The organism is Paenibacillus anaericanus, from assembly GCF_003994475.1.
GTDB lineage: Bacteria > Bacillota > Bacilli > Paenibacillales > Paenibacillaceae > Fontibacillus > Fontibacillus anaericanus.
In genome coordinates, this window is sequence record NZ_RZNY01000002.1 from 196,244 (window position 1) to 220,861 (window position 24,618).

Annotated in this window: 16 protein-coding genes; 3 read left to right on the top strand and 13 right to left on the bottom strand. The window is 43.1% G+C overall.

Annotation, left to right across the window (positions count from 1 at the left end; all coding sequences use genetic code 11):
- Positions 1-58: 58 nt before the first annotated feature.
- The 6 genes from EJP82_RS03185 to EJP82_RS03210 all read right to left on the bottom strand — a co-directional run bounded on the left by EJP82_RS03185 (position 59) and on the right by EJP82_RS03210 (position 6,093).
- The gene (locus EJP82_RS03185; RefSeq protein ID WP_127190578.1) at positions 59-613 is read right to left on the bottom strand and encodes a stalk domain-containing protein; all 555 of its coding nucleotides are present in this window, start codon (positions 611-613) and stop codon (positions 59-61) included.
- Positions 614-721: 108 nt separating this feature from the next.
- Complete coding sequence (locus EJP82_RS03190) at positions 722-1,693, bottom strand: aromatic acid exporter family protein (protein ID WP_127190579.1); 972 nt, start codon at positions 1,691-1,693, stop codon at positions 722-724.
- Positions 1,694-1,798: 105 nt separating this feature from the next.
- Positions 1,799-2,614, bottom strand: coding sequence for an ABC transporter permease (locus EJP82_RS03195; RefSeq protein WP_127190767.1), 816 nt, complete (start codon positions 2,612-2,614; stop codon positions 1,799-1,801).
- Positions 2,615-2,638: 24 nt separating this feature from the next.
- Positions 2,639-3,418: an ABC transporter ATP-binding protein gene (locus tag EJP82_RS03200; protein WP_127190580.1), complete on the bottom strand. Its 780-nt coding sequence runs from the start codon at positions 3,416-3,418 to the stop codon at positions 2,639-2,641.
- Between the two features lie 28 nt (positions 3,419-3,446).
- Positions 3,447-4,454: an ABC transporter substrate-binding protein gene (locus EJP82_RS03205; RefSeq protein ID WP_127190581.1), complete on the bottom strand. Its 1,008-nt coding sequence runs from the start codon at positions 4,452-4,454 to the stop codon at positions 3,447-3,449.
- 121 nt (positions 4,455-4,575) lie between these two features.
- A complete protein-coding gene (locus EJP82_RS03210) occupies positions 4,576-6,093 on the bottom strand; it encodes a carboxypeptidase M32 (protein ID WP_127190582.1) in 1,518 nt (505 codons plus the stop codon).
- A 130-nt stretch (positions 6,094-6,223) separates the two neighbouring features.
- On the opposite strand from EJP82_RS03210, the gene EJP82_RS03215 reads away from it, so the two are divergent.
- A complete protein-coding gene (locus EJP82_RS03215; RefSeq protein WP_127190583.1) occupies positions 6,224-6,805 on the top strand; it encodes a beta-class carbonic anhydrase in 582 nt (193 codons plus the stop codon).
- 419 nt (positions 6,806-7,224) lie between these two features.
- Here EJP82_RS03215 and EJP82_RS03220 read toward each other — a convergent pair whose 3' ends face one another.
- The 7 genes from EJP82_RS03220 to EJP82_RS03250 are packed head-to-tail and all read right to left on the bottom strand — an operon-like array spanning position 7,225 to position 21,248.
- Complete coding sequence (locus EJP82_RS03220) at positions 7,225-10,353, bottom strand: GAP1-N2 domain-containing protein (protein WP_127190584.1); 3,129 nt, start codon at positions 10,351-10,353, stop codon at positions 7,225-7,227.
- Positions 10,350-11,612, bottom strand: a complete 1,263-nt coding sequence (locus tag EJP82_RS03225) for a TRAFAC clade GTPase domain-containing protein (protein ID WP_127190585.1) — start codon at positions 11,610-11,612, stop codon at positions 10,350-10,352. Before EJP82_RS03225 ends, EJP82_RS03220 begins: the two co-directional genes overlap by 4 nt.
- A 15-nt stretch (positions 11,613-11,627) precedes the next feature.
- Positions 11,628-12,263 (bottom strand): beta-mannanase, encoded by a 636-nt coding sequence (locus EJP82_RS03230; protein ID WP_127190586.1) that lies wholly within the window; start codon positions 12,261-12,263, stop codon positions 11,628-11,630.
- Between the two features lie 18 nt (positions 12,264-12,281).
- Complete coding sequence (locus EJP82_RS03235) at positions 12,282-13,559, bottom strand: vWA domain-containing protein (RefSeq protein ID WP_127190587.1); 1,278 nt, start codon at positions 13,557-13,559, stop codon at positions 12,282-12,284.
- Positions 13,560-13,609: 50 nt separating this feature from the next.
- Positions 13,610-16,012, bottom strand: coding sequence for a transcription initiation factor TFIID (locus EJP82_RS03240; RefSeq protein ID WP_211350031.1), 2,403 nt, complete (start codon positions 16,010-16,012; stop codon positions 13,610-13,612).
- Positions 16,012-19,401: a tubulin-like doman-containing protein gene (locus EJP82_RS03245; RefSeq protein WP_127190588.1), complete on the bottom strand. Its 3,390-nt coding sequence runs from the start codon at positions 19,399-19,401 to the stop codon at positions 16,012-16,014. Before EJP82_RS03245 ends, EJP82_RS03240 begins: the two co-directional genes overlap by 1 nt.
- Positions 19,402-19,439: 38 nt before the next feature.
- Positions 19,440-21,248, bottom strand: a complete 1,809-nt coding sequence (locus EJP82_RS03250; RefSeq protein ID WP_127190589.1) for a vWA domain-containing protein — start codon at positions 21,246-21,248, stop codon at positions 19,440-19,442.
- Between the two features lie 411 nt (positions 21,249-21,659).
- Here EJP82_RS03250 and EJP82_RS03255 point away from each other — a divergent pair, with 411 nt between their 5' ends.
- Together EJP82_RS03255 and EJP82_RS03260 are read left to right on the top strand one after the other, a co-directional pair.
- A complete protein-coding gene (locus EJP82_RS03255) occupies positions 21,660-22,790 on the top strand; it encodes a hypothetical protein (RefSeq protein WP_127190590.1) in 1,131 nt (376 codons plus the stop codon).
- Entirely contained in the window at positions 22,787-24,523 is a 1,737-nt protein-coding gene (locus tag EJP82_RS03260; RefSeq protein WP_127190591.1) for a hypothetical protein, read from the top strand. Before EJP82_RS03255 ends, EJP82_RS03260 begins: the two co-directional genes overlap by 4 nt.
- Positions 24,524-24,618 lie beyond the last annotated feature (95 nt).

A 24,618-nucleotide genomic window follows, 5' to 3' on the forward strand; every position in this document is an offset into this window, starting at 1 on the left:
CATCTGTTATTTAGCATAGCATCAACGAATAATGGGCTAGACCCTCATCCTGTGATCCTTAATTTTGCAGTAATTTTAGAGCTGCTTCTACTTGTTTAAGTTCATTATTGAATTTCTCGATCAGTGCATCTTTAGAAGCCAATTGCTCTTCTTTCTTCTTCAGCGCTTCAGCTGAACCTGATTTTTTGAGTTTCTCGATCTCCTCAACCAATTCTGCACGCTCTTTAAGGGTTGGAGGTAGCATGTCGTTTTCCAATACTTTTTTTGAATCTTCTAACTGCTGCTTAGTTCTACCGATAAAAATATTCGTTGTGGATGAATCAGCATTTCCCGATGTTTCTTTACTTCCCGCGTTAGTCGTTACGGTAATCGTTTTGCCGGACACTTTAACTTCAGCTCCGATAGCATCAGCAAAAGCTCGTACAGGTATATTAGCCCTACTATCAATAATAGCGCCTTTATCAGTCAGAGTCTTTGAGTCTACAATGACCGTGTATTCGCCCGTCACTTTTTTTCCTATTAAACTTTGGACTTGCGCCGCTAACGCACTACCTGATGTTGTAATTAACACGCCGATTAGAATTCCACTTAATAGATACGTCCATTTTTTCATAGCTACTGACCTCCGTTAGTATCGTTAGGTTAATCATACCATATCATTCAGTAATAGTTATTACGATAGCAACTATAGTCAGAGTTTGTTTAACTTAATACCGGCCGTTCAGTCCATCTCTTTCCTAGCTTGGAGCTCCGCTGGTGATTTATATTTCTTGGCGATATTCAGATATATCTCTAGTTCACGACACAACTGCAATATGGAAGATCGCATTTCGAACTCATCACGAGTTGACGGTAACTCCATCATTTTAAATTCCGCTTGCATTTGATCAAGTAAATACTCCGTCTTACCCGTATAGGTTTCATCGATCACATCGATACTAAGTTGGTCGAACAATATGGCTGCGACTTCTCCTTGCGGCATCCGCTGATAAACTCGAGAAATGAGCTCCAGCATATATTCAACCCGTTCTAACTGCTGCTTTCGCATATAGAAGTATACATTCCATGCATCGTTTGGATTAATCATCTGATTCTCTAACGCATGATTTGCAGTGACTTGACCTTGCGAGATCAAACTTTCTGCTTCGATCAATTCTTTACCATCCCATACATGATAAGGATCACGTAAAGTAACTGCTATTTGCTTAAAAATAACAGCGAACAGCTTGTCCACTTTACATCGAATATCACTGAGCCTATGCTCATGCTTCGGCATGTAAGCGAAATTGACGATTGTTGCGTACCCTAGACCGATTATAAGTAACTCGATTTGCGTAATCATGATATGCATCGATAATGCTTCGCCAGTAAATACGCGAAACACGACAACGGAACTAGTCACAATTCCTTCCTTCATATGAGCTCGTGACATTAACGGAAAAGCAATCAGTATGTATACAGCTAATACCCAGTAATGAAAACCTAATAAATAAAAAATTCCAAATGCGAGTAGCAGCCCTAACACTGAAGCAAAAAAACGTGAAGAAACGGTATGGAGGCTACGTTTACGAGTTACATCCACGCCGAGAATGGCCAATAATCCAGCAGATAATGGGTTTTCCACACCCAAAGCATCAGCGGTCAAAATAGACAATAGCGTGGCTATCGATGTTTTGATCACCCTAAATCCCATGAAACCACCCTTTTCTCTAAGCTGTAAGTTATACGAAATATCCTACTTGATTTTATTTGTTCACACAATGACAGATTGTCCATATAATTTGCACAAAAAGGAGCGTTACCGCTCCCTCACCAATTTTCTTTCCACATATACGACTAACTGATACATTCCAGTAGCCACAACTGCAATGATGACTAGACTGGACAATACCAATGTGAAATTAAATACCTGGAATCCATATACGATCAAATATCCAAGACCGATCTTTGCTACTAAAAATTCGCCTACGATAACACCCACCCATGCCATTCCGACATTTACTTTAAGCGTTGAGATGATCGTCGGAAAAGAAGCCGGTAAAATGGCCTTAGTAAATACATCGCGGCGTTTCCCACCAAACGTTGCAATAACCTTGATCAGGTTGGAATCCACCTCATTAAAGCTATTGTACACAACTAAAGTCGTTATAATCACAGTGATCGACAGCGTTGTCATCACAATTGCGGTAAAGCCGGCGCCAAATAGTACGATAAAGATTGGACCCAGCGCTACCTTAGGCATACTATTGAATACAACCATATAGGGATCAAGCACTTTGGATAAGAAAGGTGACCACCAGATCAGTACGGCAAGCAGTGTCCCTAAAAGAGTTCCTAGCAGGAACCCCACAGCAACTTCACCAACCGTCATGGCTAGGTGTGGCCAGAGTTCTCCACTAGTTACATCCCTTATAATTTGCGCACCTACTTTGGAGGGATAACTGAAGATCAGCACATCAATCCATTTCATACGCCCTGCTAACTCCCATAACACAATAAAAGATAAGAGCATCAGCGTTTGAACGGTTAACACCCAGAACTTCGTACGTCGTTTCTGTAACCTGTGTTGTTTCCATTTCTCGTGGAGCCACAGTTCTCGCTCTCCTACGGACATTTTGGAATTGCTTCGCTCCAATAGCTATCCCTCCTTTCCATCCGAATCTTCTAGCTCTCTCCAAATTTCATGAAAAAGCTCATTAAAACCTGTCTCTTTTCTCGCAAAAAACGGTTGTGTTCTAGCGATATTGTCCGGAATATCGAAGATCCCCTTTATCCTCCCTGGTTTAGCCGCTAACACAATCACTCGATCACTTACAGCAATAGCTTCCGATAAATCGTGGGTCACCAATACCCCCGTCTTCTTCCGTTGTTTCAGGGTATCCACAACAAGATCCTCGAGCTGAAGCTTAGTTTGGTAATCTAACGCTGAGAAGGGTTCATCAAGCAGGAGTAAATCAGGATTCGTCGCAAGTGTTCGGACCAGCGCCACGCGCTGACGCATGCCTCCTGATAACTGATTGGGATGCAGCTTCGCCGTATCCGCAAGCCCCATTCCATCTAATAGTTCAAGAACAAAATCCATGGTCTCGTTATTCAAACGCCCTGTAAGTTCCAAGCCCAACTGCGCATTGCCGAGTATGCTCCGCCAAGGAAATAAATAATCTTGTTGTAACATATACCCCACTTCTGGCGATGGACCTACAACAGGCCTGCCGTGAAGAAGCACCTCTCCACTAGATGGAGGTATCAACCCGGCTATGAGGGATAGAAGCGTGGTTTTGCCGCATCCACTAGGACCGACCAAGCTTATGAACTCACCTGGGGCAACCGCCAGATTCATCCCTTCCAGGGCGAGTACCGCTTCTCGCCCTGTGACATATACGAGATCCACGTCTCGTAGTTCGACGACAGGCGCCATGGTTGACACGCTCCTTCCTTAAACGCCATTATTTATCGGATGCTACCGCCGAATCTGCAAATGTATTGTCCACCAGCTTCTCCGCCGGAACCCGTTCTTTTAATTCTCCGGCACTTTCCATGATATCAAGCAGGTTGTTCCAAGCTGAATCCATAAGTGCAGGTGATTCAGCATAGGATCCTTGCTCCAAGTAGCGTTTCACGGCACTTGCCAAAATCGCTTGATCACTGTCCTTGAAGAATGGTGAGATGGTCTTCGCTGTTTCTTCTGGTGAATGCTCCTGAACCCAGAGTTGAGCTTTGTGAATGGCATTAGTAAATTTCTGTACAACTTGCTGATTGTCTTTAATATAGCTTTGCTTTGTCATAAACACCGTGTATGGGAGCTTACCACTCTCCGTACCAAACGAAGCTACAACATGCCCTTTCCCCTCAGCTTCAATGATAGATGCTTGTGGTTCAAAGAGTTGTACGAATTGACCCGTACCAGAAGCAAATGCTGCTGCTATGTTGGCAAATTCAATATTCTGAATCAGTTCAAGATCGTTATGAGGATCAATCTCATGTTTCTTTAGCGTGAATTCTCCAGCCATTTGTGGCATGCCACCTTTTCTTTGGCCAAGGAACACGCTCCCTTTTACTTTAGACCAGTCAAAATCACTCATTTCTTCCCGGGACACAAGGAATGTACCATCGGTTTGTGTAAGCTGAGCAAAGTTAATGACAGGATCTTCCGCACCTTGTTGATACACATAAATCGAGGTTTCCGCTCCAACCAATGCAACATCTATCGCACCTGATAACAATGCAGTCATCGTCTTATCGCCACCTGGAGTTGTCTGAAGCTCTACATTCAGCCCTTCCTCTTTGAAGAATCCTTTCTCTATCGCCACATACTCCGGCGCATAGAAAACCGAACGTGTTACCTCCCCAATCTTAACCGTAGGCAACTTGTCGCCACTACTTCCACATCCACCGAGGATTAGAGACAATAATACTAAAGCTGATATCAATGACACAGCATAACGTTTTAACATTTCGGTTCACCTCTTCCTGTTCAAATAGCAAGGCCATACTGCAGTGTATGCGCCTGCCTAGAAAAAGGTTAAGAAAGCAAAATCCCCCCGCCTAATTGGCGAGGGGATGTGAATATTAAGATTATATTCCGTAAATAGCTTTGTACTTTTCTTCTAGATACTCTGCCAAATAATCCGGATTTAATTCTTCTCCGGTAACTTTCAGAATAATCTCAGATGGTCTCAAGCTCTTACCATATTTATAAATCTTATTCGTGAGCCACTCTTTGATCGGTGTAAAGTTACCTTCTGCGATGAATCCTTCAAATTGTGGTAACTCTTTACGAAGCGTATTGACGATTTGTGCTGCATACATATTTCCCAGCGCATAAGAAGGGAAGTAACCAAAAAGCCCACCCGACCAATGCACGTCCTGTAGTACGCCTAGACTATCATTCGGCGGAGTTAAACCAAGATACGAACTATATTTTTCATTCCATACTTTAGGCAACTCACTAACCGGAAGCCCTTCGTTAAAAATTTTCTTCTCGATTTCATACCGAATAATAATGTGCAAGTTATAGGTTAATTCGTCCGCCTCAATGCGGATTAATGAGTTTTCTACTGCATTGATAGCTGGGTAGAACTGATCTACGGTAATATCTTTTAACTGTTCTGGGAAATGCTGCTGCAGATCACCATAGAACCGTTCCCAGAATTGCCGACTACGGCCAATAAAGTTCTCCCATAAGCGGGACTGGGATTCATGAATACCCATGGATGCACCTTGGCCAATTGGAGTTCTCGCTAACTCTGGACTGATATTTTGTTCGTAGAGCGCGTGGCCCCCCTCATGCAATGAGCTAAATACTGCACTTGTCACATCATCTTGCAGATAATGTGTCGTGATTCGAACATCACCTTGATTCAACGTGATTTCGAACGGATGTACACTCTCATCTACGCGCCCAGCCTCAAAATCATAACCAATTTGCTCTAACAAGAAGATGCCAAATTTCTCCTGCTGCTCTTTGTCATACAACTGTTTCAGAAAAGCGGTATCAGGCTTCTTGTTTGTCGCCTTAATCTTATCAACAAGTGGGACTAGACGATCGCGAAGTTGACCAAATACTTGATCTACCTTCTCAACGGTTAGATCCGGCTCATACATGTGAAGCAGCGTATCATACCTTGTATCTTTAGGTCCCCAATAGTCTATAAATTCCTGCGTTTTAGCTACGATTTGTGTCAAGTATGGCTCAAATCCGGCGAAATCACCATTTTCCTTGAAATCTTCCCAGAGCGTCTCCGCATGCGCAGTAAGTTCCGTATATTCACGGTATTTCTGAGCGGGAATTTTGACACTACGATCGTACTCTTCTTGAGTTTCTAACACTATTCTACGCTGAGTTTCACTAAGTTCATTGATCACAGTTGCGTGATTCAAGTAAGACAGATATGCCCCCATCTCACTTGAGGTCTGCAACTTGAATGCCTCAGTAGATAATAGACCGATTGTCTCCGAACGAGTCTGAACTCCTTTTTTCGGCGCACCTGTACGTAAATCCCATGCCATCAAAGAAACGGCCTCATTATAACTATTAATTTTGGATAAAAGCTCAGTAAATAATTGCCATTGTTCAGCGGTTTCCTGTTTCATAAGCTAATCCACCTCTTATAATTTTTTTATGTACACCTCTTGATGATACTTATAACAAAACGTATAATCAAATTTTGAAACAAACTTTTTTTGAAAAACTTACACAAACCTATAGAGGAGGTAGACAAGTATGAGCCAAGTTCAAACGATTTTGGAATACAATAAGAAATTTGTTGCCGATAAGGAATACGAGCAGTATATCACGGATAAGTACCCCGAGAAGAAAATGGCAATCGTTACATGTATGGACTCAAGACTTTTCGAGCTACTTCCAAAAGCAATGAATTTACGCAATGGTGATGCCAAAATTATCAAGAATGCCGGTGCCATCATTTCCCAACCTTTTGGAAGCGTAATGCGTAGTCTGCTAGTTGCCATTTACGAACTAAATGCCGAGGAAGTATATATTATCGGACACACAGGTTGCGGTATGGCTGCGCTAAACTCCGAACATATGATTAATTCCATGAGAGAAAAAGGGATTTCAGATGACGTGCTCAATACCTTGGAAAACTCAGGGATCAAATTGAAAAAGTGGCTTCGCGGGTTTGACAATGAAAAAGAAGGTATCATTCGTACTGTTGAACTAGTCAAAAAACATCCTTTGCTTCCCTCTGGAATCCCTATCCACGGTATGTTAATCGACTCGATGACAGGAGAACTTGAACTCATCGTTAATGGTTACAATGATCAAGAAGGTTTGGATGTTTAATTTGTAATCAATTTGGATCAACCCCACAATCAGTGCTTGACGTATTAAGACATCAATCTTAGGGAACTAGAAGACCTTATTTGGAGTTATGAGACTCAATAGAAATTCTAACGGAACTGAAAGACCTTACTTCATCCAAATGATGCTCTAGTACATGAATTATGATGAAATAACCTCTGCTAGTTCCGTTAAAATCCTAAACGGCTGAATAAGCTGCAAATAAGGTCGCTGAGTTCCGTTACAGCGATTCCACTCTTCTTCGATTGATGGTCAAGCGCTGATTTTGGTTTTGAACCATACCTTTTAGAGCAAGCATAGAGGAACTACGCAAATTAAAAAATGGCAAACCTCCGTGTATTGGAGGCTTGCCATTTTTAATTTTAAGTTCCTTAGTGGCTTGCTGTGAAAAGGTACTTTACTTATTCTTTATCGCTACTATCAGTTTTACCATTGGCAGCACTATTGTCAGCACTATTTGTACTGTTCTCCTTGGTGCTGTTGTTTGTAGCGCTGTTATCAGTATTATTTTTATCCAAATTACTGTCTGGGCTGCCAGCGTTGTCCGTGCTGTTCGGCACGATCCACTCTGTAATGGCGTACACTTTATCTTGGACTGTAATCAGGCTGCCAACTGGAATATCTAGGCTACGACCTAACGGAACAGTAACTTTCCACGGATACGCAGTTACCCCACTCTTGCCCACATTTCCAGGTTTGACATTTAATAAGGAAAATTGCTGTTTCTCTTGTCCTTGGATCTCTACAAATAAAGTCCCTGGATCAAAAGCTAGACTTGACGCCTCATCCTGAAATAAAAATACGAGTTGCGTCATTTCCCCTGAATTTACAACTTCACTAGCAGATGTATCATCCCCAGCAGCCCCATTACCAGCGACATTGTCAGGAGAATCAACAGTTTCTTGCTCATTGGTTGGGTGAGGGTCAACAGGCGAATCTGTATTTATATCAACTTGATCGCCTTCAGGCAGCTTGTCCTGCTCTTGGCCATCCAATGGCTGATCCTGAGAACCATCCACTGGTTCATTGTCGACAATGCTGCCCGCGACCTGCTCAGCATAAACGATCACACCCGTCTCGAGAGTTGAGGTGCCGTTAGGATTATTCGAAACGATAGGTCCTGCCTCCGTACCCCCATCGAACACTCCCAGGTTCTTCATTGTCAGTAACCCTACTAATACTATAGCTAGGGAAAGTACCACAATACCTGAAGTTAGAAACAGTTTTTTGCGGTTACCGGCCACAAATTGACTCAAAGGTGATGAGAGATCGAATCTAGCCTTTTCAAATACCGGCTCTAGCGCCGCACCAGCTTTGGAGAAGTACCTATTGCGATAATCGCGATTTTTGAAGGCGTTCTGATCATTTTTGTTAAAATACGCCAATATGGCGGTAGTATACGCAGGAACAAGTCCCCTTGGTCGAGCGAAGAATGGATGCCCTTGCGACCAGAGGAAGAATTCGTAAATGGTCTCTTTATCTGTCGCATTTTTTCGTAAAAATTCTAGAAGTGAACTGTATTCCACAAAGCCGATTTCTGTTTCTCGATAAAAGCCTAATACCAACTTGCTAAAATAATCGACATTCACTTCACTCTGCAACCATTTGCGGCCTAACTGCTGGACTCGATCGATATCTTGCAAGGATAAGTCAGAAAATATCTTCTCATCCGGTTGCGCCGATGTGAACCACTTGTACGCAGCAGACAACACCATAGCATTACTGTACAAGCGCTGATCCAGTTGATTTCTCCCCAGTTCTACTCCATCACACTGCTTCATGAAGTCAGCGGCCAGCAATTGCTCCTTACTAAGTTTCTCCAAGTCGATCTCACTAAGTAACACTCGGATGGTCGTCGCACGCAATAGATCCAATATCGTCGAATTAGCAGTGCCTCTACCTGTTGCCTGTTGTTGCGATTCTCTCCTAAGTTTGCTTATAGCTTCGAATACAGCATTTACGGCAGGTAGAAGCACTGGCTCATCTCGTAATTTCTTACCTAAGGCAATCTGCGCAGATTCCTGAAAACACTCATTATGAAGCACGTCTGGGTGGGATGCCGACCAATTTTGTACTAGGTTCAGTACATTTTTGCTCTTCTGTAAACTCAGAAACTTCTCCTGAATATATGGTTCAAACAACATTCGTGCTAACCCATCATTACTCAAGATACTATCAAAGAAATCTTTTCTAAGCCCAGGACTCTCTTCAATTATTTCATATATTCTTATAGAGAGATCCTTACGATTATGCGCCAGCGCATTGTTAACAATCCGAATAAAATAACTTACAATTTTGCCCTTTTCATTGCCCGTGACGCCATATTTGCTAATAATTTGGTAATAATCTCGGAAGTACTCTGCAACGAGTGGATCTGGAACTGTTCCCTGCCGTACTTGATCAAACTCCCGATCAAATAAACTCATGAGCAAATCATTAAGTTGCATTCTTGAGTCTAGTGCACCATCAGGTTTCAAATATTCCATCAGAGCTCGTAGAGTTCCCGCTTTATCCCCTTCGTACAAAGGGTCATTCCCCTGTTCAATTTCAAACAATACGGTAAGTTCATTGTAGCTAGCTACCGCCGTTTTACGAATCCCCATCCCCTTAAGCATATCGTCCGCGAACTGAAGAAAGGGCTCCAGTATATGAAGACGGTCCAAATGATTCCACGCAAAATCTATATAAGGATGTCTTCCACTCCAATCCACATTCGTGGAGCGCCCCGAGCTCAGATCAAAGGTGAATTCTTTCTCTAAGCTACGATCATTCGCTCTCAGGCTTCCACGCTCAACAAACTGAAGATGAATAAACTTCCGGCTTTGCGGTTCCTTTGCATAAGTGATAAACCCAAGCCGTCTACGGAATTCGTAAGGCAATACCGCATATAGCAGTTCCAACAAGCGAGTTGCCTGCTGATCTATTTGCTCAGGTGGTACATCAAGCGCCACATATACCTTTTTACGGCCCTCCCCACAGGAGGTCATAACCGCAAGCACTAATTGTTTAAACATCTGCTCATCCATCTTGAGCTCGCTCAGCAGCTCTCTCCAGGAGGATAACGTTGTTCGACCGTCAGAACCATTCAGCGGTAAGTCCTGTAATTCAGGCAACTCACTACCATTTGCTACATCGTATTCTTTGAAAAAAGCCGCGGTGAGCCAGTTGCTGTAACTTTTCACAAGCTCGTCCGAGCGCTCTGCAGAAATGACATAATTATGAGTCAGGAATGCACTACGTAGACCTGTAAAATCTGCTGGCTGATACACACTACGTCCCAGCACCGTTTCGCCGGTTTCCGTATGGAACAGATGAAGCGCCTCTGGATAAAGCGTTCCGTCCTTCTCACCGCGTGTAGTCAACTCCGCCGGAGCGTCGTAAGTACAGAACGGATGAAGTATTTTTTTGATAAACGAACTATCCAATCCTGCAGATTTAGCCACCGTATCAAAACCCTCAGCAGAGCGAAACAACCCGTGCCGTTCACGAGTATATATCTGCTGCTGAATAGGGAGAGAGACTGGTTTCAATGGGCTTCTCTCCCCTCAATGTAGTTCAGTTTGTAGAGTAGCCAGATAAACGGTTCGTCCACTCGAATCGGACTGACTACACCCTGCAGCTTCTGATCTACTGGATTACTTCCGAGCGCAGAAACGGCAAAATAAGCAGTGTCCTTAAAATAAACATCCATCGTTCCTTTGAACGGACGGTCTACTTTTTCAATAAAGCGACGGATCTCGCCGTCAATATTTTGGAATTCAGCAATATCGAAATTTTTGCGATGGACTACATTATTAAAAATGTTGCTGTTTGATTTGATATACTCGCCATCTTCGTCTTTCAAAGAATGCAGCATATCGCTCTTGGTCAACACCACAGCCGTAGGAATATCGGTCTTTCCTTTATCTTCATAAGCGATAAAATCCCCAAACATCGTCAAAACTACATCACGAGGCTCATCATACTGGGACACCCATTCACCTGGTTTATCCCCCATGTTAATATGAATCTTCTCGCGGATAGAGCGGATTTGCAGTGGATCGACCATGAACAATATACCCGATGAATTTTTAATATGTTGACCCTGCAGTCCTAAGTAATCTTGATCGACCATACCTTCCCCAGCCACATCGAAGAACACCAGTGTCAGCGGTGGTTTGTTCTCATCTTTGAACACAAACTGAAAAATAAACGGCTCTTGCATCCGCTCTTTTTGAGTAGAAGCTAATAAATCTCCACGTTCGAAGAGTGGTTCCTCATAGAGCGTTCGGAATTTACGGCTGATCTCTGCATTCAGCGGCATACAAGCCGCGTCAAAATGATCCGCTGTTGTATTCTGCAACGTATGGATCAAAGAGGTCATATAGACCGATTTACCGACCTGTGAAGCGCCGATAATTGAAATAATGTTGCTCGGCACCTGCCCCGCCGTCACCGGAAGCTCGTTATGACATTGCGGGCATAACCGTCGACGAGTGATTTTTCCATATCGATCGTTAAGACCCGTAACAACATGATCAGTGTAGATCCGATGCTCCTCTGGAAAATCCTGTGGACGCAATATCGCTTCCATATCATAAACGGTGTCCAGACCAAATCGTTCTCTATATTTGTTAAGGGGTTCATCCTCACTCAGAGCATAGTCTTCATCATCTTCCCGATGATGAGTAGCCCGGAATACAACCTCTTCAGGTGAAAATTTACTGAAGCAATAAGGACATACAATATCATAAAAAAGCGGCCGCGGTGCGGCTTGAGGCTTCTTCTTAAACATATCAAAAATACCCATATCTATTTCCTCCTCTTACTCAGGCAGCAACTCATAGAACTGCCCGAATTTACGACCGTCTGTAAAAAACAAGCGAACAAAGTCATCTCTTCCTACTTCGATAGCAGGTAGATCATTTCTACCTGGTGCGAAATCTCGAAGGAACGGATACTGAGTTCCATCCTCTCTATTGGAAGGATAACCACCCTGCTTCTTCACGTAGCAGAGTACCCCGCTTGGAACCTCACATTCGGTTGTCACGGAGATATACACCGTTTTATATTTACGAAGTAATCCGCTTTTATGACGAATGGAGTATCTAATTCTCGTTCGGCCAGTACTGACCGCAATCGAATTTTCTCCATCTTGCTGTTGAATTAACTGCATCTCACCATCTTGTCTCTTCGCTCCATATACAACATAGAGGAATTGACCGATGACTTCGATCCGCTCATGATAGCCGTTATTTGCCTTATACTCTTCCCTTGTATATAGTTTGAGACCATCTGCAGAGATTGGTGTGTCGGGGCTGTCGCCTGCGGCTACCCTGCGGATATATACAGCCTGAATCCCTTCAGGCCAACGCCACCATAAGCTGCAAATATCTTCACCGACTTTGTAACGGAGCTCAGTAATGGCATCGGCAACGTCTTCCGGTTCTATAAACCGCATTTCGCTTTCCCCCCGCTACTAGAATCCTTTGCTTTGATTATCACGTCGACGCGGATTGAACCCGCCTCCTGTATTCTCTTCTGTCCCGCTTCTACGACGCCCAGTAAATCCAGTGCCTTTATCTTTCATAGGTACAACGAGTGTGAACAACGTAATAACTGCGGCGAGAATCAAACAGGCTAACAGCCTGACAACTCCATCTTGGAATGCTGATCCAGAAAGACCAAACTCAAGTACCATCCCCGCAATAAGTCCGGCAACCGCCCCACCTGCGCTAAAGCTGCGCGCCAAATAGCGATTATCAAACAACAGTCCAAGTGATAGTCCCATCGCTGCACCTATCAGCAAGATCGAGATGATCCGCAGCACCATATAATAACTACTGTTCTGAGTCGTACCCGTACGTTCAGTGATCAGTGTACGATCATCTATGTTATCGTAGATTTGTTGAAATACCATGGACACATTGGCTGAATCAGTTACATCGTAATACCTTCCGCCTGTACGGTTTGCAATGTCTTGCAACAGTCCTGAGCTTTGTTGATTCGTAAGTCCAAGTCCTATTGTGTTAACAATGGTACCTCTACTTACATAATCGGCAAGAGCCTGCTCTGTATTCACTTCACTAACCCCATCGGACAACAGAATCGCCATTGCCCCGCGGTTAGATCCTTCCTTACGAATCTGTTCCATCGCTTCATCCAACGCCAGGCTTATGTTCGTCCCGCCATTGGTAGATTCAATATTATCCAATTGAGAAATAACATCATCCTTGATTGATTGATTCTTCAGCCGGACAAATGGCTGCAGTAACTTCGGCATATCATCAAAGAGAATAATTGCCGCTTCCTTATCGCTGTCCATACTATTAATCAAAGTCTTAGCCGCTTCGTAACGAGCGTTATCCGGATCAGTCTCTTGCATACTTCCTGAATTATCTATAATGAGGACGATATCCTTAATTGCCTTCCGTCCCCCGATATTCAGTTCATATACAAACTCCAGTGCAGTACCTACTAGAAGTAACAGTACTAGTGTTACGGGCACTAACATCTTCCACGATGTGCCCATATATCGTTGCCGCCATGACGAACCGTTCAGTTTGGGGGAGATCATCTCCGCGAGCAGGCATGCTACACCGATGCAAAATGCAAGCAACCCGAAATAACAACCAATCAATAACACGGTTGGTATCCTATCCGAATACTCATTCAGCAAAATTTCGCCAAATGCAAACCCCACTCCGCCTCCGATTAGACTGAACAACAACATGAGCCCATTGATTTTCCGTTGCATGTCTTTGGTATCCTTTCGACTAAAAAAATTGTTTCGAACCCGCTACGCCACTACCGCAGTGGTGGCAACTTCTCCAAGTCAATGCCGTGGAACTCGTAGCCATTGTCTACATACGTTTCGTAGTACATTTTACCATTCCGGTAATACAACAAGTCCTCGGGATGAAAACCACCCATCAAATTCAGTTTCTCCACCCCGCTACTGCGTTTCTCATGTAGACACCCTAATCTATACATGCGAGAAACTTCGTCGGCGGCAAAAGCGTAGCGGATAAATTCACTGTCGAAGTCCCCAAATAAATATTTCTCAACATAACGATGCTCCTGCGTGTAATCGTACAATCGAAGCTGTATTGCTGCGTTATCCTCCAAGGTCTGATACAGCCGTTTGAACAATTCGTCCTTGGATAACACGGCTTTGTTATCATAGTTAATTGTCACATTAGAACGCTGAAGCAGTTCCTCTTCGAATGTTAGTGCAAAGTGCGGGGAGGTTAGCAGCAAGTTACGGCATACCGAGATTAATTTCTCGGTCAATACTACCAGCCCTTGTTCCAGCAATTTCATCGGTTCTCCCAGATAATGCTCCTCGAAAAAAATGTGATTTCCACGTTTGCTCTCGATTTGTATCATCAGATCTTCAGTTACAACTTCATAGTACTCCATGATATTCTGACCGATATACCCATCCGTACGGGAAATACTGTCCAGTGCAGCCTTCCGAAGCCAAGTCATGAGCAAATCAAGACTCTCAGCAGACTCCTTATATTGACGATGTAGGCGCTCAAGTTCACGTTCGTACCTCAATAATAGCTTTTGCTTCATTTCCAGCTTAACAATCTCCACTTTTCTAGCATAAACCGAACCGAACAAATAACGAATGAACCCTCGTAGATTATGTTTATCCATGAGTGGAACCCGTTGAAAAGGTTGATCTTCAACCCTTCCTTCCCTAAGTCCCTCCAGTTCGCCTCTTGCGTTCTCTAGATCTGCCGCTATTTCACGTCTTAGCGTCTGTAAACTGGAGATGACTCCTTCTGAAACATTAGCCTCATCACTCCAGTCTCGGACATGAAATAGACTGATGCCGTCATGATGCTTCAATCCTTGTCTTACCGCCTTCGCTATATCCTCAGCAACGTTGATAAGATCAAGTCGACGCTGGGCAGCTTCCACATAGTTCGTGTGAAAAAATGCTCCTGCACCACTGCCAAAGACCGCTTCCTCGGCTTCAAACATCGACATGCCCCGTATAGCCGCATAGCTGATGTTGTTACTCATCAATCCCTGCATCTCCGTAAGTCCGTCAACGCTAGGAACCACCGCTTCAGCCATAGCTGAGAGCGTCGCCGGTCCTGCGCCAAAGAACTCAAGTCTTTCACTCACACTAAGACTCGTCTTGGATTTCATTCGATCCAGTAGACCGTGATAAAAGTGATAGAGTACTGTTAAAGCTATCGGTTCATGCGGCCGCTTTACTTTCGAGAAACCAGCAGATACATATCCCTGTCTTCCTGATTCAGCCATCAAATTATTCTTAAATGAAGTATTGTTATAACTTGCATTATTGGCACTATAAACCTGATCTCTAGGTTTACGGTTCTTCAAGAGACTTACATGACTAATAATCTCATAACAATTCTGCAGTTCATGATCTAATGTCATACCTAATTCATTCTTGTCGGATAACATATATACCAGATCAAACAACGGTGAAGGTGAATGATGAACTGGAATGGATAGCCCCTCTTCTGTCACATGCAGATTTGCAGTATAGGAATACGACGGATCCTGTATGTGATCCAATTCCCGCAGAAAAGCCATACCTACCCCGCTGGAATACCCTACACTTTCACGTTCACTGATCAAAGCGTATAGATCACTTTGTACCGATTTGAACGACTGACTTAGAATGGCACCAGCCAGTAATGTAATTTCCGGTACCAATACATTTAGCGGGTCATCGACCCGCGTTATGACTGAAATATGAATGCGATCAAAGGAAGCATATAGTCGACCGTACTGCGATATAGCACTGCTGATATTGTGCATTGCCATATTGAGTTCGTATAGTCCTTTTTCATTGCGTTGAAATTCCTGATACAGGTCACGACGAACAGTCTTCCCTTGCTCCGCAGAAATCTTGGGAACAACAAACTGCGTCAGAGATGAGGACCTGCCTTGAACACCACTAGGTGGAGCTGACGCAGAAGATTTCTCCTGCGTCGTAACTTGAAAGTACATAACGCCATCGCTGTTATCCCATTTCTTATTATTCATGGCCATGACTTGCTCAGCCGCTTCCGCCGACTTATCACCGATAAACAGAAACAAAGCGGGGTAATGAATGCTGCTCTGATCATCGCCTTTACCACTTAGATTCTCTTCCGCGCGGTCATAATCTGCTGCATAACTATCCAGCAGATTTTTGATGTCTACCTCCGCCCGAACCATTATTTCAGCCTTCTACGGATATCATTCAGCTTTGCTGTCACTTGCTTGTAGAACTGATACATATCCTCACCGTTTGCATGCTCAACTTTCTCATACTCCAAAGTGTCGCGCGCTTGCGAAAAGCTGTCACTAAGCTCATTCAATGTAGCTAATAAAGGTTCGATATCCTCCGAAGCGGTTAATTCCGCGCCACGACGTGAAGTCTTACGCAGCAACGTAGCCCGGTTCTTGTCTTCAAGACTGCGGAATTGAGTGAATACTTCATACTCGACATAGTTACGGCTCTTCATGAGATTTGCGAATGGCTCCCATGCTTCTTCCTCTGCATCACGATCATATACATATAGGGCACCCTTTTTTGTGATAGTACCTGTATACAATGATTCAATGAACTGCTCCAGCAGGTTCTCTTCATCCTGATATTGCCCAATTAAGGTCTCCAGCTTAGCAGCCATGTCTGCAATGGCTTCATACTTAGATAATTCAGCTCGCACGCGGGCGATCAGTTCTGGCGAACGGATCAAGTTCTCCTGAGCAAGCTCCTCATTAATACTACCAAAGATATCTTTAACTCCTTCACGCTCCAGCCCCTCGGAGAGCAGGCGTTTCAAATCTACTAACGCTCTCTTCACTTCGCCTAAATTCGGCTTAGTATTATCAAGGCGCATGTCGTAAGCTTGAAGTTTCGATGTCAAATCGAATGGCTTGGTGAATACCACCGCATAGCGTGTGCTTGTGTTCTGATCGATCCCTTTCTCCACAACAACATTAAGAGCACGTGCCCGTGCGAATTCATCCCGCACTCTAGCGTTATAACCCTTCACACGAGAATTGGTGTATACATCACCCCATGATTTTTCCGGAATCGGCGAAGGTAGATATGTCCAGTTGTTCTTATCTGTCTGAACCAGGTGGCGTCCAATTCCCTCTTTATCAAGAATCGTCCGCTCGTAACTTTCCTCATATACTTTCAGCGGTGTATAAACATAAAGCGGAACCCCATTGCGTGTGTTTAACCAGAAGATCCGGTTCTTCACTTGGCTTTCCTTCACCGTGAAATGCGATTTGCCAACAGCATTATTCTGATAATTACGAATCCCTTTTAAGATGTTTGGCGCCTGCACCGGTACTGAGACAAAACCCCATGATGGGAAGTGTAAGTTCCCTGTACTGTTCGCAAGATGGAACACAGGTACAGCTTCATCGTCTAGTTTTCCAGCGATAAAACGTTCTACCAATTTATCAATTGACTCTTCCTGTCCATATTTGATAACTAGGAAATCTTCCATAGACTTCGTAATCAAATCACCAAATTTATCACTCAGAAACTCAGAAATCGAACGAACAATGTCAATTTCCTGTTCCTTAACCCATTGGTTCGAGTTATTCAATAGTTCGTTAGAGAAATCACGGATCAGGTCATCCACATCCTTCTGATCCATCAGACTATTAACAACTTTGGAGATGTCCGGAACACTAACCAAATTCCAATAGTATGTCTTGTTCCCCTTATGGTCAGACTGTTCTTCTCCAGCGGTCAAAATATCGCCGTTCTTAGCAAAGATAGAGCTTAATGCATTCAATATTTCAGTGAACACACTGTAAATCCGATTATTCTCCGCATTAAGTAGCGCATATAAATCCTCATAGAACTCAATTAACTGCTCGGTCCGCTCGACATCCGCATGGAGCCAATACTCATTTATTTTAGCTTCGATGTAGAAGTTCTTCTTCTTATCTTTGGATACAAACGCGCTCTTGGCGTCACCTAACTTCTCCGCAGCTTGATCCTGCGCAGCCTCAATATCCCGCGGAATATGAAGCAGGTTCTCGCGGAGTGTTTCGATATAGGACAGCAACATTTTCAGTAGGCAGAAACCCTTTTCTGTATAAATTAAACGTGATACATAGAAAGGTCCTTGCTCAGGATGTAGAAACAATCGACGCACCTGGTCACTAAACTGCGCAACAATTTCGCCTGGCATTTGCTTTTTGGCCTTAATATATTCTTCACGGGCACGGGCCAAGAAGTTCTGTTCAAGTTCCGTATCAATATTTACGACCTGTGATTTGATCACATTGTTGTAACTGAGACGTTCACTGTTCTGATAACCTGGCAGCGGCTCTGGAACACGAGACTCGAAGGTTTTCTCCATACTATCTAGATCTAGTCCTAGCTTACGAGCAAACTTCTCAACATCCTCTTGCGTAGGTGCCTTCTGGAACATCTTATCCATTTTGTCGAACAGACGATATGCCAAATACGTAGTCATCTCTTCAATAGGTAACACCGCCGAAGAAGCACCGATAATGTTATATTCGTAATTGGCTGGATATAACTTGTTCATCTGAGCAATATTAGTGCGAATGTTACTTATATAATCGTGAATAGCGAATTCTTCGCCCGACTGCTTCTCTTCACTCGCCATAAAGTTAGTAATGTTCTCTGCCGTTACGTTCATGCAGTAATCATAAGCATTCTCAAGCAGTTTGCCTTCCGTGTTCGTTGCTGAGATAAGATGACAAAGATTAAACGGCGGCAGTGGAGAATTCACCGTCAGAATGTTGCCATACTGCTGTTTGAAGCGTTCGCCTCGGCTATCCACATTCATCCAGTAATCCAATTCCTTAAGTGCAGCATAACCGTTCTTCTTAATATATTCGCGTGTATGTTCGCTTAGGCTTTGATTAGATAGATTGATATCCGGTGTAAACAAATACCCTAGCGTATTAACACGGTCAATCCCCGCGGAACCATGATCTCTTTCAATAATCCCCCGAACAATATAGGCGATATCGAGGAAACATCCACTCCCTGTCCCCCCTGACAACCCTGTTAGCAGAAACACCATCAATTTCTTGTTGGTGCCTACCGATAGAGTTTTGATCTTCTTATCAATAGCTTGAACCACTTGGTTTATCTTCGTAAATAGCAATAGTCTTCCGGCCTGACGAACACCAGCAGCTCCGTTCATACCATCGGTAATACTTAGCTCGGGTGACAACCAGTCGGTAATATAAGGCTCCAAAATACTGCGGTTTTGCAAAAGACCGCCGATCTCTGCATTGGATAGAAGTACGAATTCATTGATTGGATCAAGCCCAATCCCTTTATACCGCTTGGTGCGATCCTGTTCATTGGTCTCGAAGGCTAGGAATTCCACATTGTCTGGCTTTTCTTGTTTCTTCTTGGAGAGCGGATCTTCCGGCAGCTTAAATCGACGGTTGATTTGATACTTCAGACGAAGCAATGCGTCGATCCCCGTACCACCCAAACCAATAATCAGAATTGGGTTATCAATTGTATCCACTCGAATTTTGTCACTGACAATACCGCCACCAAGTGAAACATCGAGTTGCTGAATGTGCTCTCTTACGATTGGCTTCATTTCATTTTCCTCCTAGACTTCCATAAGTTAATTAATAATTATACAAGATATTCCAAGAATATTGTCTTATCTGCCTGGCTCAACGGTACAGTAATACGGTCTCCACTCTTGAGTTCAAGCCCTTTGCTTATATCAACGGCTCGCCCTGATTTCTCCAAAGTTCCGCCATTCTGACTGCGAATGATAATCCGATCATTTGAGCCTGGAATGAAGATAAAACCTTCAGTCTCCTTCAATTCTGGTGCTAGCTGGAGCAACTGATGTAGATTAAATTTCCCTTTGAACGCTCCGAGTTTCTTGTATTGCGGGAATGTCTTCTCATTTGTATTCTCATCCCGAATTTCAATGACTAGTTGGCCCACAAAACCTTTGTTTGCCTTCTGGATCATTTTCATAATTAATATGGCGGCTCCCAACAGTGTGGCGATAATTAAACCCCATATAATGGTGAGCATAACGGGAAACGGTTTGGCATCTTCTTTTTCCACGTCCGCTGGTTTCGGTGTTGTGACCCCTGCACTACCTGAGGATGATGTCGTTCCTTTGGCACTGACTGTAACCGGCTCTGTTTCACGGTAGAAGCTCTTTTCCTCCGCTCTTACAGTGAGTTCATACTCATGCTTATCTGCAATTGTATAACTTCCCTCAAAACTGTCCCCGGTGTTTGTTAACTTAATCTCTTCCGTTTTACTACTATCTAAGTCCTTAACAACAAGTACGGCATTCATATTGGTGTATAACTCCGTATTAGGCAATTGCTGACCATTGCTAGTTAAGGAAGCTCGGATATCTATCTTATCCCCTGTTTTATACGTTTTGGACGGGATAGGATCTATCGCTAATTCCAAATCATAGTTAAACACTAGATTAATATCGATCTTGTCTTTGGAGGCACCCTTAACTTTCAGCTTCCAGTCCCCTTCTGCAGGTGTCAGAAGCTTGATTAGTGAGTAACTCTTAGATTTAGAGAGTAATACATTATCCGAAGGAACGGCTACTTCAGTTCCAGTAGGATCTACTAATACTGTCTCCACTGGCTTCGAGGACATAATGGATATGTTGGCCTCAAGTACACTAGCGTTAGGTACATTAATCGTAACCTCTTGAAACTTTCCGTTACCTGTCATGCTTTGAATAGGAACCACTTTCAATTTCAAATGGCTGGCGAATATTTCACTTAATATTTGTGGTAGATCATCCGCAGTATTGGTAGAGAATGATTTACCTCCGGTTTCATTAGCGAGATCTTCCAGCGCTTGTTTGTTCAATTTACCATCGGCGTTCAAGCCAATTGTATAGATCGGAATTCCAGCGTCCTTGGCTTCTTGCACAGCTTGCGCCATTTCCTTGTCAGACTGACTTTGCGTTCTGCCTGAGTTCTTGGCGAAATCGTTGTTCCCATCAGCCAGCAAGACGATCATGGGCTCATGATTAGGATCGGCGCCATGCTGCAGTACTTTCATGGCCTCCGTAATTCCGACCGCAGTATCAGTGTAAGGTCCTCGATCCAATCCATCGATAAATTTCTTCAAATCTTCTTTGTCACTTGGTGATTGAATTTCCAGTAACGCTTTCTCTCGTTGTACTTTGTCTGTATAGGCTACAATACCTACTTTATCACCTTTTGTAGACAACATATCAATGAACATTTTCATAGCTTCATTGCCAATTTTGTCTGTGTCGCTTGTGTTCATAGAATTGCTGACGTCAACAACTAATACGGCATCAATTTGTGAAGCTTGACCTGCAGCAGCGGCGCCGGCTATAGGTAGGCTCTGAGGTAAATAGATCAGTAGTAATGAGAGTGTCAAAAGTAGGCTCAGTGTGATTTTAATTCTTCGAAACATAAGTTGTACTCCTTCACAATAAAATCAAATCAAGAGATAGATTAGTCAATTATACCTAATAGACATTAAGAAAAGATTAAGATCGTTGTTAACTTTATTATAAGCCTAGTCTAGTTAAGGGAAAGATGCTACCAGTTATGACAATATGATATAATTAATACCACAAAAGTTCAATTTTTGAGACTTAATATAAGTTGAATTAATAAATATAATTAGGCTTCGAGAATGAAATGTTCTTACGATCGCTGTTGTCCCCGAATTTTTTGATTGATTTGTTTATTTAGGTTAAATTTCGGGGACAAAGGCGAACGCTTTCGCTTCTTCAGAATCATTTCGCTCTCTCCGCTATATTATTTTCTTATTTTAACTTATATAATTGCAGCTTAACTTCTATTAAAGAAAGGACTACCTATGATTACAAACGGCTTTTTGATCATTTTGTTACTATTAACCATTGTCAAATGGGTGAAATATTTACTTGGACGTAAACGTGTTCTTTCCTCTGAGCAGGTTAACACAGCTCTACTTGACTTGTTAAATCAGGAGCGCGGACAACAGGATCCCAAACATAATAACGAATTAAATTCTTCTCGGCGAATCCCTGCTCCACTTGGATCTTTACATAAGCCTATGTATGCCTATGAAAAGTTAAGGGTTTGTACGCATTGTGAGCGTTACACGGTACTTCATGAGCCAAGCTGCCTATTCTGTGGTAAAGGAACGCTACGCCCTGTCCATTGGAAAGCTGAAAAACTGGTGCGACGTTCCATGCGTAATGAGCTCCTGCTCACTTTGCTCGTTACGCTACTGGCTATTCTTTTTGCTCGTGGTGCGGAACAAATCATTATTGCCTGTGTAGGAGGTGCAGCCGCTATAGCTTTGTTGTGGCTCAATCAACGCAAAACACTGTCACCTCGAACCTATGGTGAACTAGTGAAGTTATTCACTCGCAATCGTCAGAAGATCATTGATGGATTGATCAAGAACCTAGATACTGCTGTTGAAGTCGGTAATAACAAAGAACATAAGCGCTCCTATGAAATGTTTCGTGAGGTAGCCACCCTTGTGCAGAACGATCATATTCGGATGCTGCAAATTATGCAGTTACAATCATTTGTTCTTCGTAGCGACATGGACTTGGAGCTAGAACCGCTAATGCTTAAACATTTCGACCCTCATCTAGCGGCTTATATCGGTGAACTGGCCAAGGTCAAACGCGAATTGATTAAGGACAATGCACTACGTTACGTGACTTCTTATGAAGATGAAATACTCGATATGAAAGATGGATTAAGCATCCTTATTGGTGCAGCGGGTGCAGCTGTTCGGAAGAAGCGTTATGTTGCTATCTATGCCCGATTCATGGCACGTTATGCCAGCAAATTACCTAAAGAACGCTTTCTACGACTGTACCGCGTAATTAGCGGCCATCCCGAACAGGAATGGGGCGAATTAGCTGATATCGTATCCCGCTTATATGAAGAACAATACGGCATGGATCCCGAGTCGCAGACAAGCCTAACAAGGGGCCACTCAATATGACGATCAAAAAAATAATAACCCTGCATAATCTACTTATTTTATTATGTGCGATTGTAATCGTCCTGATTGGTTACAAGGGTTATCAAGTACAACAAAAAATAAGCTGGATTGCCGAAGCAGATCGGCTGTATGCAGAGAACAAGCTCGTCGAGGCGGAAGCACTGTACACTAAAGCTCAAAACAATAAATTTCTCGATTATAAGGAACAGGAAGTCGCTGCACGGCTGGCCGAATTGGCACCCATTACCACGATCAACAGCAAGCTTAGTTCTCTGGATCAGGCTGCTCAAAGAGCAACATCGAGAAATGATTATGATGAGCTAATCCAAACCTACGAGCAGTTTCAAGAGGTAAAAAGCACTTATATGGAACCAAAAGGCAAATACTCGCCCTACTATACTCAGATTTCGCAAAATCTAAGGATATCCGATCAAATCGCAGCACATTTTAAGCAATTCAAAGAGCAGTTCTTATCACAAGCAAATGAAAATCTGAAGAAATCGAAGTATACGGATGAGACCTTCAAGTGGAATTTGCTACGTCTTCCTAGTGAATTTTTTGGGGGAGATAAGGAACATAAAGCTCAATTATTAGAAAATTTCCAAAGCTATGATGAGACAAAAATGAACCAGCTTGCTTCAGAAAATTCATATAACAATCTCTATAGCAACGTGTTGTTGATGTTCAAACAATACAAAGAGCTTGAAATTAACGCCAAATGGGTGACCCATGGAATCGAAGACATCGGACTGGAATTATTGAAAAAGGATGTTGAGAACAATAACTATGGTAGTTTTGCTGCAAATGCCAAACAATATGAAAGTTTTGCGGCTAGTGCAGATCTCACCCCTTCTGAGGTGACTAAGTATATCGCAAATAGCTTCAAAGAAATGTTGAAAACAGCTGAAAAACTTACAGCCAATAAAGAGTTCCAACCAGCTATCGATATGTATGAACAACTTAGCGCATACCAAGATACATCTGCCGAAATTAAGGAGGTTCAGATGTCCTGGCTGATTGCCGAGCCCGTCCGACTTCTGCCAGAACGACAGGATGAATACGTATTTGCTAGTAGTGGAACCGATCGATTCGGCTCCAAAGTATATGTCGCAGCAGCCGATCAGACGAATCAAATCTATTACGGTCGTATGAACTCTACAGATAGCGTACAGGTATTGACCTACAGTGACCTACCTAAAAGCGACCTAATACAAAGCATGGTTATCGACAAGGACTTCAGTATCACATCGGCGCCCGTCTTACTGATTCAATCTGCTTCTGATAGTCGGACTGCTATCTATACAGCACTTGAAGTTCAAAGTGACAAGATTTCATTGCTCTATCGGATTGAAGCCGATGAGATCAGCATTAATCCTGATGGCACGCTGACTGTAATCAATCCTGTAGGTGAAGGTGCAGGTCAAACTACCATTTATGAACATAATGGAGATAGCTATCAATTCGCCAAAGTCCAAGTGAATATTACGGATATTGATGGAAGTTTGCTCGCTGAATTTCCAGGAATTAAAGTGAGATTCACTTGTACGGTATTTGAACCAGGCGCTGGTGAGGTTATCGCTTTAGTTGCTAACAATTACATCTTGCTATCCGGTAACTTTAATTTCAACGATGGAGATATCACTGTTACGGGTACATTCACTCAATTTAGAGATGTCGATCTATTCGGGGAGCTAACTTCCATTCCCGTGTTAGAAGTTGAAGCAGTTCAGTAGGATATTTGACAATGCAAAAAGGAGCCACCTGGGCTGAGGTGGCTCCTTTTTGTTTAGTAAATTTACTTTCAAGGTGCTGCTATCAGCAGAAAATA

Excerpts from the sequence above, each read along its gene's own strand:
- EJP82_RS03185 (WP_127190578.1), bottom strand. The coding sequence starts at position 613 with ATGAAAAAATGGACGTATCTATTAAGTGGAATTCTAATCGGCGTGTTA.
- EJP82_RS03190 (WP_127190579.1), bottom strand. The coding sequence starts at position 1,693 with ATGGGATTTAGGGTGATCAAAACATCGATAGCCACGCTATTGTCTATT.
- EJP82_RS03195 (WP_127190767.1), bottom strand. The coding sequence starts at position 2,614 with ATGTCCGTAGGAGAGCGAGAACTGTGGCTCCACGAGAAATGGAAACAA.
- EJP82_RS03200 (WP_127190580.1), bottom strand. The coding sequence starts at position 3,418 with ATGGCGCCTGTCGTCGAACTACGAGACGTGGATCTCGTATATGTCACA.
- EJP82_RS03205 (WP_127190581.1), bottom strand. The coding sequence starts at position 4,454 with ATGTTAAAACGTTATGCTGTGTCATTGATATCAGCTTTAGTATTATTG.
- EJP82_RS03210 (WP_127190582.1), bottom strand. The coding sequence starts at position 6,093 with ATGAAACAGGAAACCGCTGAACAATGGCAATTATTTACTGAGCTTTTA.
- EJP82_RS03215 (WP_127190583.1), top strand. The coding sequence starts at position 6,224 with ATGAGCCAAGTTCAAACGATTTTGGAATACAATAAGAAATTTGTTGCC.
- EJP82_RS03225 (WP_127190585.1), bottom strand. The coding sequence starts at position 11,612 with ATGGGTATTTTTGATATGTTTAAGAAGAAGCCTCAAGCCGCACCGCGG.
- EJP82_RS03230 (WP_127190586.1), bottom strand. The coding sequence starts at position 12,263 with ATGCGGTTTATAGAACCGGAAGACGTTGCCGATGCCATTACTGAGCTC.
- EJP82_RS03235 (WP_127190587.1), bottom strand. The coding sequence starts at position 13,559 with ATGCAACGGAAAATCAATGGGCTCATGTTGTTGTTCAGTCTAATCGGA.
- EJP82_RS03240 (WP_211350031.1), bottom strand. The coding sequence starts at position 16,012 with ATGGTTCGGGCGGAGGTAGACATCAAAAATCTGCTGGATAGTTATGCA.
- EJP82_RS03245 (WP_127190588.1), bottom strand. The coding sequence starts at position 19,401 with ATGAAGCCAATCGTAAGAGAGCACATTCAGCAACTCGATGTTTCACTT.
- EJP82_RS03250 (WP_127190589.1), bottom strand. The coding sequence starts at position 21,248 with ATGTTTCGAAGAATTAAAATCACACTGAGCCTACTTTTGACACTCTCA.
- EJP82_RS03255 (WP_127190590.1), top strand. The coding sequence starts at position 21,660 with ATGATTACAAACGGCTTTTTGATCATTTTGTTACTATTAACCATTGTC.
- EJP82_RS03260 (WP_127190591.1), top strand. The coding sequence starts at position 22,787 with ATGACGATCAAAAAAATAATAACCCTGCATAATCTACTTATTTTATTA.